15 protein-coding genes are annotated in these 14543 nt (G+C 44.1%); all 15 read left to right on the top strand.

Annotation, left to right across the window (positions count from 1 at the left end):
- The first annotated feature begins 60 nt into the window (after positions 1 to 60).
- Positions 61 to 780 carry a PRC-barrel domain-containing protein gene (locus ACN6MY_RS20495; RefSeq protein WP_419881817.1) on the top strand — a complete coding sequence of 240 codons (720 nt, stop codon included), beginning with the start codon at positions 61 to 63 and terminating at the stop codon, positions 778 to 780.
- A gap of 19 nt (positions 781 to 799) precedes the next feature.
- Complete coding sequence (locus tag ACN6MY_RS20490) at positions 800 to 2305, top strand: G5 domain-containing protein (RefSeq protein ID WP_419881816.1); 1506 nt, start codon at positions 800 to 802, stop codon at positions 2303 to 2305.
- Complete coding sequence (locus tag ACN6MY_RS20485) at positions 2302 to 3963, top strand: GspE/PulE family protein (protein ID WP_419881815.1); 1662 nt, start codon at positions 2302 to 2304, stop codon at positions 3961 to 3963. The genes ACN6MY_RS20490 and ACN6MY_RS20485 overlap by 4 nt, the downstream gene beginning before the upstream one ends.
- A 9-nt stretch (positions 3964 to 3972) precedes the next feature.
- A complete protein-coding gene (locus ACN6MY_RS20480) occupies positions 3973 to 5013 on the top strand; it encodes a type IV pilus twitching motility protein PilT (protein WP_090989615.1) in 1041 nt (346 codons plus the stop codon).
- Positions 5014 to 6222: a type II secretion system F family protein gene (locus ACN6MY_RS20475; RefSeq protein WP_419881814.1), complete on the top strand. Its 1209-nt coding sequence runs from the start codon at positions 5014 to 5016 to the stop codon at positions 6220 to 6222. It begins immediately after the preceding gene.
- A 107-nt stretch (positions 6223 to 6329) separates the two neighbouring features.
- Positions 6330 to 6761 (top strand): type II secretion system protein, encoded by a 432-nt coding sequence (locus ACN6MY_RS20470; protein ID WP_419881813.1) that lies wholly within the window; start codon positions 6330 to 6332, stop codon positions 6759 to 6761.
- 33 nt (positions 6762 to 6794) lie between these two features.
- A complete protein-coding gene (locus ACN6MY_RS20465) occupies positions 6795 to 7553 on the top strand; it encodes a prepilin peptidase (RefSeq protein ID WP_419881812.1) in 759 nt (252 codons plus the stop codon).
- Between the two features lie 24 nt (positions 7554 to 7577).
- On the top strand, positions 7578 to 8576 hold the full coding sequence (pilM, locus tag ACN6MY_RS20460) for a type IV pilus biogenesis protein PilM (RefSeq protein WP_419881811.1): 999 nt from the start codon (positions 7578 to 7580) through the stop codon (positions 8574 to 8576).
- A complete protein-coding gene (locus ACN6MY_RS20455) occupies positions 8573 to 9247 on the top strand; it encodes a hypothetical protein (protein WP_419881810.1) in 675 nt (224 codons plus the stop codon). The genes pilM and ACN6MY_RS20455 overlap by 4 nt, the downstream gene beginning before the upstream one ends.
- A complete protein-coding gene (locus ACN6MY_RS20450) occupies positions 9244 to 10116 on the top strand; it encodes a hypothetical protein (RefSeq protein ID WP_419881809.1) in 873 nt (290 codons plus the stop codon). Before ACN6MY_RS20455 ends, ACN6MY_RS20450 begins: the two co-directional genes overlap by 4 nt.
- Positions 10113 to 10583 carry a prepilin-type N-terminal cleavage/methylation domain-containing protein gene (locus ACN6MY_RS20445; protein ID WP_419881808.1) on the top strand — a complete coding sequence of 157 codons (471 nt, stop codon included), beginning with the start codon at positions 10113 to 10115 and terminating at the stop codon, positions 10581 to 10583. The genes ACN6MY_RS20450 and ACN6MY_RS20445 overlap by 4 nt, the downstream gene beginning before the upstream one ends.
- 105 nt (positions 10584 to 10688) lie before the next feature.
- Positions 10689 to 11663, top strand: a complete 975-nt coding sequence (locus ACN6MY_RS20440; protein WP_419881807.1) for an SPOR domain-containing protein — start codon at positions 10689 to 10691, stop codon at positions 11661 to 11663.
- A 249-nt stretch (positions 11664 to 11912) separates the two neighbouring features.
- On the top strand, positions 11913 to 12485 hold the full coding sequence (locus ACN6MY_RS20435) for a Maf family protein (RefSeq protein ID WP_419881806.1): 573 nt from the start codon (positions 11913 to 11915) through the stop codon (positions 12483 to 12485).
- A 61-nt stretch (positions 12486 to 12546) separates the two neighbouring features.
- Positions 12547 to 13230 (top strand): RadC family protein, encoded by a 684-nt coding sequence (gene radC, locus ACN6MY_RS20430; RefSeq protein WP_090989605.1) that lies wholly within the window; start codon positions 12547 to 12549, stop codon positions 13228 to 13230.
- A 147-nt stretch (positions 13231 to 13377) separates the two neighbouring features.
- Complete coding sequence (locus ACN6MY_RS20425; protein WP_419881805.1) at positions 13378 to 14403, top strand: rod shape-determining protein; 1026 nt, start codon at positions 13378 to 13380, stop codon at positions 14401 to 14403.
- Positions 14404 to 14543 lie beyond the last annotated feature (140 nt).

The raw sequence follows: 14543 nt of genomic DNA, 5'->3' as shown, positions 1-14543 counted from the left end.
TTAATGGACAGATACTGCAAGGCATAATATCAAACTAGAAGATTAGGTAAGGTGAAGGCTATGAGAACCAGTGCACAAATATTAGGACTTCCTATCATCAGCATTAAAGAAGGACAGGAAATTGGAACAGTTAAATCTCTGGTTATTAATCCGGAGAAGGGTTCCGTGGATTTCCTGACAATTGAACATGAGGAATGGCAGGTAAGCGTTAAAGCAATTCCGTTCAAGAAGGTTATAGGCATTGGGGAATATGCAGTAACAGTGGAAAGCGAGCGCTCTGTTATTGATTTGAATGAAATACCGATTGCGAATCAGCTTGTGAATAAAAAGATTAAAATCACTGATGCAAAGGTGATGACACGAAAGGGCGAGCTATTGGGAGCGGTTCATGAATTCTTTACAGACGAAGAAAATGGAATGGTCATCGGAATGCTGATGAAACAGAAAGAAAATGAATTTGTTTTGCCATCAGAAACAGTCCTGACGTTCGGAAAGGACATTTTGGTAGTGACAGAAGATGCAGCTTCACATTTTCTGACAAATCCATTGCACTTGATTCATCCGGAAGAGGAAAGTGACGACAACGGAGCCATTAGCCAGGAGCTTAGAGAAAAGCAAATCGAACTTTTGCAGGGAAAGGTATTGCAGAAGGATATCCTTGATAAAGCAGGAAATGTGTTATTCACAGAGGGTTCAGTCCTGACAGAAGAAGATATTAAAAGAGCACAGCAGGAAGGGCCGGGTGTCCTTGTGGGACTCTCGATGAATGTTGGAGCGTGAGGTAAAGGAGGGGCTTGAGGTGAAAAACCAGCCCATGATGAAAATATTTCTTACGCTGATTTTATCAACAGCCTACATTTTCAGTTTCTCCCATTTAGCCGCATTTGCGTATGACCGTCTTGTGCATCAGGGAGATGTATGGGGGCAGGGGACAAAGATCGGCAGTATAAATGTTTCTGGAAAAACATCACAGCAAGTCGCACTTCAGCTTGAGCAGGCAGTAAAGAAATGGACAAGTGAAAACCGCGTTACTTTTACCTATAAAGAAAAAAATATGAAGATCGATAATTCGATGTTTCAGTTTCAAAATGAGGAAACGATCGGCCGTTTAAAGTCCGGCCAGAAAAATCTTGCAGCTGTGAAACTGGATCAAAACAAGCTTGAGGATGCCGTATATGACACATCAATCAGTTTGTCTTCCCAGAAGCTGGACTTTGACAAGCTTTCACAGGATCTTTTAGTCAGTGCTGCAATGGTTGAGGGCGGGCAATATACCTTTCATCTTGAAAACTATGTTTCAGGGTCTTCAAAGGAGCATGATGTTATCACAAAAGCGGAGATTAAGGCTGGAAAAGATGAAAAAGAGCTGAAAGAAATCGTCAAAAGGCTTGGCAAAACAGAAATACATGGCCAGACGCAATTTTCCCTTTTGAACACATTGAAGAATGCTAAAGCTGAGAAGTTCAGCAGCGATGCACTTAGCAGAGTGGCTTCTGGAATTTACCGTGCTATTCTTCCGACGAATTTCGCGGTTGTTGAACGCAATATCAGCAGAGAGCTGCCTTCATATGCAAGACTCGGATATGAAGCAAGAGCAGATACCGGAAATGACATGGATTTAGTAGTGGCCAACATGAATGACACAGCTTACTCACTCTATTTTTCGGTTCGAAATCATACATTAATAGTTACATTAAAAGGGCAGGCATTTTTGAACAAGTACTCCATCCTGGAAATGGATAAAAAGAAATACCCTCCAAGCACAGTACAGCAATTCAGCGCCCTTCTCTCCACAGGTGAGAGAACAGTGAAAGAACAGGGTAAGGACGGCCAGGAAGTGAAAATTGTCAGGAAAATATTCAATGAGTCCGGAAAGCTTGTAAAAACCGAACAAATCTCGGATGATTTTTATCCTCCTGTACAAAGGGTGGAGGTATCAAGCCTTGCAGAGCCGGCAGTGATTCCTGGGGATGATGGGACTACAGTACCTGCAGCGGGGGATGGAACAATCCCTGCGGCAGATCCAAATACCGTTCCATCAGCAGATCAGAATACGGTTCCATCTGATCCAAATACAGTGCCTCAAACGGGGACGGATGGTGTTCCGCCAGCAGATTCTTCTAATCAGAATCCCTGGAATCCCGGGATTCCCCCTGCGGGCATAAGCAAAAACAACTGGAACAGCGGTTTGCCGGAAGGATCTGGAGCGGGCTCTAAAACGCCTGCAGACAACAGTTTGGATTCTGAGAGAAAAAAAGAAGATACATTGAATAGTGATTCTGAAAAAAGCGGGGATGAAAAATGACACAAACCCGAAAGCGCCTTGGAGACCTATTGGCTGAAGCAGGACTCATCACAGATGAACAGCTTCAAACGGCTTTAAAAGATAAAGCAAAAGGCCAGCGTCTTGGAGATGTTCTTCTTCAAAAAGGGTTTATAACAGAGCAGCAGCTGATTGAGGTCCTTGAATTCCAACTTGGCATTCCGCATGTCAGTTTATACCGCTATCCATTTGATACCAAGCTGTTCACGCTGATTACAAAGGAGACCGCAAAAAGGAATTTGCTGATTCCCTTAAAGCGTGAAGCGGATAAGCTGTTTGTGGCAATGGCAGATCCCATGGATTTTTATGCGATTGATGACATCAGGCTGTCCACAGGCTTTCAAATCGAAACGGCCATTGCGACAAAAGACGAAATACAGCGCACGATAGCCAAATATTATGACCGCGATGAAGGCCTTGAAGAATTTATGGGTGACTTGACTGCTTCAGACAGCGGCGAGGAAGAGCAGACAACTGATCAGGATTCGCCTGTTGTCCGGCTTGTTAACCAGATTTTATCCAATGCTGTCACCCAAAAGGCAAGTGATATCCATATCGATCCGCAGGAAACGAAAATGATTGTCCGTTACCGTGTGGACGGAGTGCTGCGAACAGAAAGAGTACTGCCGAAGAATATGCAAAATGTGCTGATTGCCAGGATTAAAATCATGGCCAATCTGGATATTACGGAACACCGTGTTCCCCAGGACGGGCGGATTAAGATCAATTTAGAGTTTCATCCTATTGATTTGCGCGTTTCATCCCTTCCGACCGTTTATGGCGAAAAAATGGTTCTTCGAATCCTGGATCTTGGAAGCTCATTAAACGATATCGGAAAGCTCGGGTTCAATAGACTGAACATGCAGCGTTTTGAGGGGATGATAAGTCAGCCTAATGGGATCGTGTTAATTACCGGCCCTACAGGTTCGGGTAAGTCCTCCACCTTGTATGCAGCTCTGAACAAGCTGAACACCGAAGAAGTGAACATCATTACCATCGAGGATCCTGTAGAGTACCAGCTTGAAGGAATTAACCAGATACAGGTAAATTCAAATGTGGGCATGACATTTTCTGCAGGTCTCCGGTCCATTCTCCGTCAGGATCCCAACATCATCATGGTAGGGGAAATACGTGATAAAGACACGGTGGAAGTCGCGATACGGGCTTCATTGACAGGCCACCTTGTACTGAGCACGATCCATACCAATGATTCACTCAGCACGATTACGAGACTTGCGGATATGGGAGTGGAGCCTTTTCTGGTCGCTTCCTCGCTAAGCGGCATCGTTTCTCAGCGTTTGGTGCGAAGGGTGTGCAGAGATTGCGGGAAAAGTGTTCCTGCTTCTAAACGCGAAGTGGAAATCTTCGCTAAGCGGGGCCTGAAAATCGAGCATATCACAAGAGGTTCTGGCTGTTCTTCCTGCAACATGACTGGATATAAAGGCAGGATTGCGCTTCATGAGGTTCTGGTCATCAATGACGAAATGAGAAGGGTAATCATGAACGGTGAATCCTTCACAAAGCTCAGGGAGCTTGCCGTAAAAAATAAAATGATTTTCCTGATTGATGATGGATTGCTGAAGGTTAAACAGGGCCTTACGACAACAGAAGAAGTTTTGCGTGTTGCCACATTGGAATAGAGGTGCCCGATGAATACAAAAATTGATCACTTGCTTAGAGCCGGCTTTGAATTGAAGGCTTCTGATATCCATATAACCGTCGGTGTGCCGCCCATCATGCGCTTGAATGGCGAGCTGAAGAAGTACGGCAAAGAAGAGCTGCGCCCAGAGGATACGGAAGGAATGGCCAAGTCCATCATTCCCGAGAATATGTGGAAACAGTTAAAGGAAAAAGGGGAGCTAGATTTTTCCTATGGAATTCCCGGTGTCTCCAGGTTCAGGATTAACACCTATTTTCAGCGCTCCTGCATTGCCATGGCTATCAGGATTGTCCCGACAAGGATTCCGACCATTGAAGAGCTGAAGCTTCCGGATACGTTAAAAAAGATTACCGAGAAGCCACAAGGGCTTGTGCTTGTGACTGGGCCTACTGGAAGCGGGAAGTCAACAACGCTTGCCTCCATGATTCAATATATGAATCATACAATGAGGAAGCATATTATTACCCTTGAAGATCCTATTGAATATTTGCACAAGCATCAAAACTGCATCATTGACCAGCGTGAGGTCGGCTTTGATACGAATAACTTCGCCAATGGGCTGCGGGCGGCACTGAGACAGGATCCGGATGTTATTTTAGTCGGGGAAATGAGGGATCTTGAAACGATCCATACTGCCATTACGGCAGCAGAAACGGGTCACCTTGTTTTCGGCACACTCCATACCTCAAGCGCTCCATCAACGATTGACAGAATCATCGATGTCTTCGAGCCTGCACAGCAGGCGCAGGTCAGGATTCAGCTTGCCTCAGTGCTCGTGTCGATTGTATCGCAGAGGCTGTTCCCGACAGTGGATAAAAAGGGACGGAGAGCGGCAACGGAAATACTTGTCAACAACTCAGCGGTAGCCAACCTGATCCGAAACGAAAAAATCCATCAGATTGTGAATATCATGCAAACATCACGGGCCCAGGGCATGCATACATTGGATAGTGATATCAAAGAGCTTTTGACAGCAGGAGTTATTTCAAAGGAAAGTGCATTTTCATTTTTGCAGGATAAGGTGGAGTAAATGGCACGCTTTAAATATACAGGCCGCGACAAAAGCGGCAAGAAATCAGGGATCATCACAGCCCAGTCAAAGCGCGAAGCCATCCAGAAACTGAAGGATGACGGAGTCAGGGTGGTTGAGATGACACTTGTTCCAGAAACCTTCCTCACAAGGGAAATTACGATTGGAAATCCTGTGAAGCTGCAGCATTTCGTCATATATCTGCGCCAGTTCTCCACTTTGCTGCGTGCGGGGGTTTCGGTAGTGGAATCTACTAATATCTTATCTTCCCAAACGGAAAGCAAGCATTTAAGAAAGGCCCTGCAAAGCATAGAACAAGAGCTTAGGGATGGAAATCCGCTGTCACAGGCGGCTTCCAAGCACAAAAACATCTTCACGGCCATGTTCATCAATATGGTGAGGGCAGGGGAAGCAGGCGGAAACATGGATGAAACACTGGAGCGCCTGGCCGATCATTATGAAAAGCAGCATAGCACGCGCCAGAAAATCCAGTCAGCCATGGCTTATCCGACCGTTGTCGCATTTATCGCGATTTTTGTTGTCATCTTTCTATTGAAATCGGTTGTACCGACATTTGCGGATATGTTCAAGGACTTTGGCGGGCAGCTGCCTGCGATTACCCAGTTTGTGCTGAATAGCAGTGCGTTCATGCAGAAGGCCTGGTACCTGATTATTTTATTCTTCGTGCTGATGGCAATTTTAATCATTTATATTAAGAAGAATAAAACAACCAAGTATTATTATGACTATTTCTTTTTAAGGGTCCCAATCTTCGGCAAGATGATGCAAAAAGCCGTGCTGGCCAGGATGACAAGGACACTAAGCTCGCTGTTCACAAGCTCTGTGCCGATTCTTCAGGCCATGACAATCGTGGATCAGGTGGTGGAAAACGAAGTGATTGGCGGAGTAATCCGAAAATCACGTGATTCACTTGAAAGGGGACAATCCCTTACAGATCCGATGAGGAATCACTGGGCCTTTCCGCCTCTCGTGACGCAGATGATTGCCATCGGGGAACAAACCGGTGCGCTTGATGCCATGCTATCAAAGGTAGCCGACTTTTATGAAAAAGAAGTAGAAAACAGCACGGACCAATTAAAGTCATTGATTGAACCAATCATGATTGTCGTGCTCGCCGGAATAGTCGGAACCATCGTCATTTCCATCATGGTTCCAATGTTTGAAATCTATAATCAGGTCGGTAAATAAAAGCACATTATCCGACAAAAAATGAATATCTCTTTCTAGAAAAATATAGTATATTGTAAAATAAGTAGTAAATAAGTAGGATAATAGGAAATTAGGAGGAATTATGTATGAATTTTATTAAAAAGCATCTTAAAAACGAAAAGGGATTAACGCTGATTGAGCTTTTGGCCGTTGTTGTAATCCTGGGAATCATCGCAGCTATCGCCATTCCGAGCATCGGCGGGCTGATTGATAACTCTAAGAAGGATGCACATGTTGCTAATGCGCAGCAGATGGTTAATTCTGCTAAATTATGGGTTTCAGGAAACGGAAATGATCCAGCTTTAGCTACAGGTAAAACACTTACTTTAGCACAAATGTATTCAGAAGGTTTATTGGACAAAATCGACGATCCAGACAAAACGGACTATGATGAAAATGCTTCCAAAGTAGTTATTGCGAAAAGCGGCAATTCGTACACCTATACTGTTACTTTGAAAAATGGTACTAGAGGAATCACGAGTAAATCCGGCACTATTAAAAGAAGTGACGTACAGTAACATTACAAATATTAAGAGAGCAAAGGATAACCTATGACTCTATTACTGCTAGCATGTTTCATACTCGGCGCAATCCTCGGTTCCTTCTACAACGTAGTTGGCTTGAGCGTGCCGGTCAAGAGACCGTTTGCTAATCGGCGTTCTGCCTGCCCGATCTGCGGCAGGACGCTTACACCTATAGAATTGGTGCCAGTGCTTTCATATGTGATTCAGGGGGGAAGATGCCGCGGCTGCAAGTCGCGCATTTCTCCGCTTTATCCGATTGTCGAGTTCCTGACAGGGCTGCTGTTTGCGGCTTCTCCGTTATTGCTTGGCTGGACATATGAAGTATTTGTAGCCTGGACATTGATTTCTTTATTGATGATTATTTTTGTAAGTGACATCCGCTATATGCTGATACCTGATAAAATACTGCTGTTTTTTGCAGTTGTTTTTTTGTTTATACGCATATTCATTCCGCTGCATCCGTGGTGGGACCCGCTGCTTGGTGCAGTGTGTGGATTTGGCTTGCTTTTATTTATCGCGGTTATCAGCAGGGGAGGAATGGGAGGCGGCGATATCAAGCTGTTTGCCCTGTTGGGCTTCATTCTTGGGCTGAAGCTTGTACTTCTCGCCTTTATTTTTTCCACCTTTTACGGAGCGGTGATTGGCATCGCTGGTTTGATGACCGGCGTGGTTAAACGAAAGAATCCGATCCCATTTGGCCCGTTCATTGTATTTGGAACACTTACAGCTTATTTTTATGGAGATGCCATTTTAGACTGGTATCTGCAATTTTTAACTTCATCATGAATTTGATAGTAAGGAGTATTCTGCATGCCTTTATCCTTTTTTACCGGTAAAAATCGGATCGTAAACCTTGTTATGAAGGACCATGCAATCCGTTTTGTTGAATTTAAACAAAATAATCCTCCGGTCGTTTCAGCGTGCGGAGAACATTATTTGCCTTCAGGAATCATCAAAGATGGAAAAATCATGGATTATGGGACATTGCAGAATATCCTGGAGCAATGTCTGGATGAATGGAAGCTATCAAAGCGGGAGGTCCGGTTTTTAGTTCCGGACCCCTTTGTTGTAATCCGCAAGCTATCAATTCCAAAGGATATCAAAGATGATGAAATTGAAGGGTATTTATACCTTGAACTGGGAACAAGCATCCACCTGCCGTTTGAGGACCCTGTATTTGATGCGGTTGTGCTGGGAGAATCGGAAGAAAAACGCGAGATTCTTCTTTTTGCAGCTCCCGAAGAAATTGTTTCCGAATACAGCGGGCTGCTTGAGGAAAGTAAATTAAGACCGATTGCGGCAGACATCTCTGCACTTGCACTGTACCGGCTTTACTTTCTGGATGAGCGTGCCCGCACGAAAAAAGGGGCAGTCATGCTGCTTCAGTTCGATTTGCTGACGGTGAATGCCAGCATTTTTGCTGATAACAAGCCGATTTTCATGCGGCATATTCCGGTCTCTGGTGATATAGATGACTGGGAACAAGGCATGTCGCGTCTCGGAAATGCCGAGCTTGTATATGGCGGGCAAAAAGAACAGTACTTTCAAGCCTTTGAGGATTCCTTCACAGAGATTGAAAGAGTGCTGGATTTTTATAAATATTCCTTAAATGAAGCACAGGAAGATATTTCAGAAATCGTAATCTGCGGTGACCATCCGTATCTTGATGAAATTATTTCAAGGCTTGAAAATCGTGTGACAGCATCCGTCATCAAGCTTTCAAGAGAGTTAAATGATCCGGAACAAAACGGGCTTTTGGCTCCTTCCTACTATGCGGCGGCAGGGCTCGCCCTTAAAGGGGTGAGATGATGCTCGCAGAAATTAACCTGCTTCCTAAAAGAGAAACAAAAAGTCTCGCCTTTTTACTGATCATCATTGTCTTTGTTGTTCTTCTCGCAATCGGCAGCACTGTTTTTTACTTTCAGCACCAGGCGAAGGAGCTGAATTTGAATAGCATCCAAAGCCAAACGCAGCAAACAAAACAAACGATTGCGGCAGAGCAGCAAAGGGCCATCACGATCCAGGATGCAAATTCAACTTCACAATTGAAAAGCATGGTGGACTGGGCAGAAACATACCCTGTTAAAACAGTGCCAGTGATTAAGAAGCTGATTTCCCAGCTTCCAGAACGGGGATTTTTCCAAGAGTTTGCTTATACAGAAGACGGAACCATTTTGGTTACGGTTCAATTCGATACATCGAGTGATGCGGCGTATTATCTGAACGACCTGACAAAGTTAAAGATGCTGTCAGAAGCAAAAATGAACTCATTAAAAGTTGAAAATCCAGAGGATGAAAAAACCACTGTCAGCAATGAAACGAATTCTGATGGAACGGCGAAGGATCAAACAATGGAGAATGTCCCTTTCCTTCCGCGTTATTTGGTTGTTTATGAAGTTAAACTGGATACAGAATATGCAAAAAAAGAAGTATCCCAGGAAACTGAAAGCGTGTCTGATGAAGGAGGGGCTGCAAAGTGAATCTTCGTTTAAACAAAAAACAGGGATTTATGCTGTTTGCAGCCATTTTAGCCGGCACTCTCCTGCTTGTAGGTTTATACTTCTGGAGGATTTATCCTTTGGATTCAAAAACAAAGCTTGCACAAAATGATTTAAACACGCAGCAAAAAATACTCGAAATGATGGGCACGAATTCTGTGCAAACCAAAAAAGAAACATTTGCAGCCACCACTGAGCTGCAAAAAAGGCTTCCAGTAAAAGCCTCTGTTCAGCAGCTGATGCTGGATTTTGAAAAAGCAGAGGTTGTTTCCAAAAGCTTCATTACGGATATGGAATTTAAGGATGAAGCCGATCCATCGGGCACAGCTGCAGTACAGGCACCACCGTCACAATCCCAGCAGCAGGAAAAGGCTGTCAGCGATGCAGCCAGTTCATCAGAAAATAAAAATGCAGCCGCCAGCAATTCTGCTGGCACGGCCACTGTCCAGCAGGGAAGTGCAGCAGCAGCGGGCAGTACGGGATCAGATACCGAGATTCTTCCGTCTGGCGTTCAGAAAGTAACGGTCGTAATCAAGGCCCAGTCTCCCGATTATTTTGGTATGGAACGATTTTTGGCTTCATTAGAATCCATGGAGAGAATTGTAAGGATAGAAAATCTTAAGTTTACAGGTTCAGAGGAAATTTCTTCTGTTACCCAGGCAGCTGCGCCGATCGTCTATGAACTGACTGTTTCAGCCTATTATTCTCCGGGCCTGAAGGATCTTCAAGATCAGTCTCCGAAGATGGAATCTCCTGAGCCGAGCGAAAAGGTCAATCCTTTCAATGATTTCCCTGACTCTGCAGGTGAGGGTACTGAAGCATCTAGCAGTTCTGCCGGTAATCAGCCATGATACATCCGGCAAAAGGCAGCATGCTGGATGAAAAGGGGCTTACACTGATTGAACTGCTGGCTGTCGTCGTAATTCTTGGAATCATAGCGGCAATTGCTGTTCCTTCCATTACGGGGATCATACAACATTCAAAAAAGAATGCCTTTGTTTCAAACGCACATTCCGCAAAAGAAGCTGCATCCTTCTATTTGAAGGACAAAGTTATGCAAGAAGAAACAATTCCTGAGAAAATCACCTATAAAGAGCTGGTAGAGCATGATTATCTGGATGAAATCCGTGATCCTGATACCGGCGGCCTTTGGGATGCTGACACCAATCTCTCTTTTATTGCTGTAGAAGATTCAAAAGCTAAAGCAGTTTGCCTCCTTGGCGAAAAGCGGCAGCTTTGCGGCAAAAAAGGCAGCACAACAAAAGAGGCGCTGCCCTTTCTTGGACTTTCGGCAGATGATGTGACAGAAAATCCATGAAAAATATGACGAACGCTAATGATAACAAGACGACAAAAGTCTTGTTATTTTTTTTTGCCTCTATGATAGGATGGAAAAAACGAACGAGAAGGGAGGATGATAGAGATGGACAAGACTGATGAAAGGCGAAAAGGCATTACGATAAAAATAAACGGAAAAGAAAAATCATTCATCCATAGAGAGTCCGATCTTCCCGGTCCTGAAATTGCGGCGGCAGCGGAAAAAACGGAGGACAGCTTTGAATGGATCCTGCCTGAGGATTATGAAAATCATGATGAAATCACTACGGGAAAAACGAAGGAAAGAAAAGCGCTGATCCTTTCCCATCATAATAAATCCGGGGTGAAGACTAAAAGAAGCTTTATGATTAAAGCCCCGCTGATTTCTATTATTTGTGCAGTACTCTGCGGCTCGCTGCTTGGATTTATCGTATTGAAAATGATTACTGCAAATCAGGGTGCCAAAAGCATACAGCCGGCCATTCAAGGTACTGTAGTTCCTGTGAGCGGGAAGGCAAGCGGTGCTCTGCCTGAATTGAAGGCGTATTTGGTGCAGGGCGGGATTTTTTCAAGTGAGGCAGCTGCAAAGGGCATTCAGCAAAGGGTAGCCCAAAAACAGATTCCATCAGAAATATTCAAAAGGAAGGACGGCTATTATCTTTTTCTTGGAACGGCAGAAAGCCTTGATGAAAGCAAGAAGCTGGCATTATTCTTAAAAAGCTACGGAGCTGATGTATTCTGGAAGGAAGTAGACATCAAGCAGGGGTCTAAAAAAATGGACAGCACATCAGCAGCCAGTCTGAAAGAGATGGTTTCTCTCTATCATCTTCTGTCTGGCTCTTCTTCCAAAAATCTGATTGGAGATAAGTCGGCAGCAAACAGTGAAACATGGGCAAAGAAAACCACAGCCGTCAAAAATCTGGCAAAGAATCCGGCAACAGACGAAATGAAGAGTGATGTATTATCAGCTGCAGAGCTGCTGAAGCAATATGAAACCTCAGGGCAAACCTCCCAGCTTCTGCAGGCACAGGGAAAATTGCTGTCATTTTTAACCGGGTATCAAAAAATATCTGGAAGCTAATTGTCGGGATATGCTTATTTTCCGGGAAATATAACAATGTGTGTTCAAAACTTCTGCTATTATAGACATAAAGTAGTAAATTCGGGTGAATTCTAAACGTTGGAAACTTGTTTGGCAGCAGGCTGTGCCGGAAAGGATTTCTTATCGTTTAGAATTCTTTTTTTGTCAGAGATTGTTAGATGATGAAGAATTTGATACGATAGGGAATGTATCTCCCTAAATATGCTTTTGTAAGGTAAGGTGAACACCATGAATGATTTAATTTTAGCTTCTTCATCACCGCGTCGAAAAGAACTTCTTAATTTTCTTCAGATTCCATTTCAAAGTGTACCTTCTAACATTGATGAAACCATCGAGCCAGGCACTTCAGCTGCTGAAGCTGTGAAAGATCTGGCGTATCGCAAGGCTGCCGAGATATCAGGGGGTTATCATGATCATTGCATCATCGGTTCTGATACGGTTGTTTCCCTTAATGGCGAGATCCTCGGGAAACCAACTGGGCGTGAAGACGCAAAGCGTATGCTTCAAAGCTTGTCCGGCTGCACACATACAGTGCATACCGGTGTCGCCATCATGCATGGAACACGCAGCACAGTATTTTCAGAAAGCACAGAAGTCGTTTTTTGGGAACTGTCAGATGATGAAATTGAAAATTATCTGGACAGCGGAGAACCTTTTGATAAGGCAGGCAGCTATGGGATTCAAGGATTTGGCTCTCTGCTGGTCAAAGAAATACACGGTGATTATTTCACAGTCGTAGGATTGCCTGTTTCAAGGCTGGCGAGGGAATTAAAAGCCTTTCAAAAAAAATCGACAACATAGAACATTTTTTTCGATTTCCTGACAATCTTCCCTCATAATAGAAAGGAAGGACAGGATTGCTATGACTAAAATGCTGATCAAAGATTTTCCGAAAGATGAAAGACCACGTGAACGCTTTTTGCAGGAAGGGCCAAGAAGCCTGTCCAATCAGGAGCTGCTGGCTCTTTTGCTGAGAACAGGGACGAGGGATCAATCTGTCCTGCAGCTTTCCAATAAGCTGATCAGCACCTTTGAAGGGCTGAGGCTTTTAAAGGATGCATCCATCGAAGAAATCACGGCTATTAAGGGAATCGGGGCGGCAAAGGCCATTCAGATTCTTGCATCGGTAGAGCTTGGCAGAAGGATTAGCTCGCTGAACTACCATGACCGCTATGTCATCCGAACACCCGAAGACTGTGCGAATTACTGCATGGATGAAATGCGTTTCCTTTCTCAGGAACACTTCGTTTGCCTGTATCTGAACACGAAAAATCAGGTCCTCCATAAGCAAACCGTTTTCATTGGCAGCCTCAATGCCTCTATCGTACATCCGCGCGAGGTATTCAAGGAAGCCTTCCGCCGTTCGGCGGCCTCTATCATTTGTCTCCATAACCATCCTTCAGGTGACCCCGCTCCCAGCAGGGAAGATATTGAGGTAACAAAAAGATTGTCTGAATGCGGGAAAATCATCGGGATCGACATCCTGGACCATATTATTATCGGAGAACAGAAATTTGTGAGTTTAAAGGAAAAAGGTTATTTATGACACTATCAAAATTCTCCAGGATAGGCTATAATATGGTTTGTGATTTTTGCAGGAAATTCTTGTTTTAGAGAGACTATTTCCATTAATAATGTTAACTATAATCTTACTATAAAAAAGTATATTGTTTTACGAAAGGGAGATACTTCAATGTTTGGAATTGGTGCAAGAGATCTTGGAATCGACTTAGGAACAGCTAATACGCTGGTTTATGTAAAAGGTAAAGGCATTGTTGTAAGAGAACCTTCCGTCGTGGCTTTGCAGACAGATACAAAGCAAATCGTCGCTGTCGGAAATGATGCGAAAAATATGATCGGACGTACTCCCGGAAATGTAGTTGCCCTTCGCCCGATGAAGGACGGCGTTATTGCTGATTATGAAACAACGGCAATTATGATGAAGTACTATATTAATGAAGCACAGAAAAAAGGCGTATTCGGCAGCAAGCCATATGTCATGGTCTGCGTTCCTTCAGGTATTACAGCAGTTGAGCAGCGTGCAGTCATTGATGCAACAAGACAGGCAGGCGCACGTGACGCCTATCCGATTGAAGAGCCGTTTGCAGCTGCAATCGGTGCAAACCTTCCCGTCTGGGAGCCTACAGGCAGCATGGTAGTCGATATCGGCGGCGGAACGACAGAGGTTGCCATTATTTCACTTGGCGGCATCGTGACAAGCCAGTCCATCCGCATTGCAGGGAACGAAATGGATGATGCGATTATCAGTTATATCCGCAAAAATTATAATCTGATGATCGGAGACCGCACAGCAGAAAACATTAAGATGGAAATCGGTTCTGCAGGTGAAATAGACGGAATTGATAACATGGAAATCCGCGGACGCGATCTTTTGACAGGACTTCCGAAAACGATTGAAATTACGGCTAAGGAAATTTCTTCTGCACTTCGCGATACAGTGTACGCTATCGTGGATTCTGTGAAAAACACACTGGAGAAAACACCGCCTGAGCTTGCAGCTGATATTATGGACCGCGGCATCGTCCTGACTGGCGGAGGAGCTCTTCTTCGCAATTTGGATAAAGTCATTAGTGAAGAAACGAAAATGCCGGTACTTATCGCAGAAAATCCGCTTGACTGTGTGGCAATTGGAACAGGAAAAGCCCTTGATCATATTCATTTATTTAAAACAAAATCAAAAGATTCAAGCAGATACTGAGCCTGAATCTTGATAAATAAGGAATCAGTGATGTCAGACTTGTGCTGGCATTGCTTATTTTCCTGTGAAAAAACGAACGCTGCCCTGCTGTCTGTTTTTTTTATTTCTATCTGAAAATGCAGGCTGGCTCACGGGCAAAG

This window comes from Peribacillus sp. B-H-3, assembly GCF_048572925.1.
Taxonomy (GTDB): Bacteria; Bacillota; Bacilli; order Bacillales; family DSM-1321; genus Peribacillus.
This window is presented reverse-complemented; position numbering and strand designations above follow the sequence as displayed.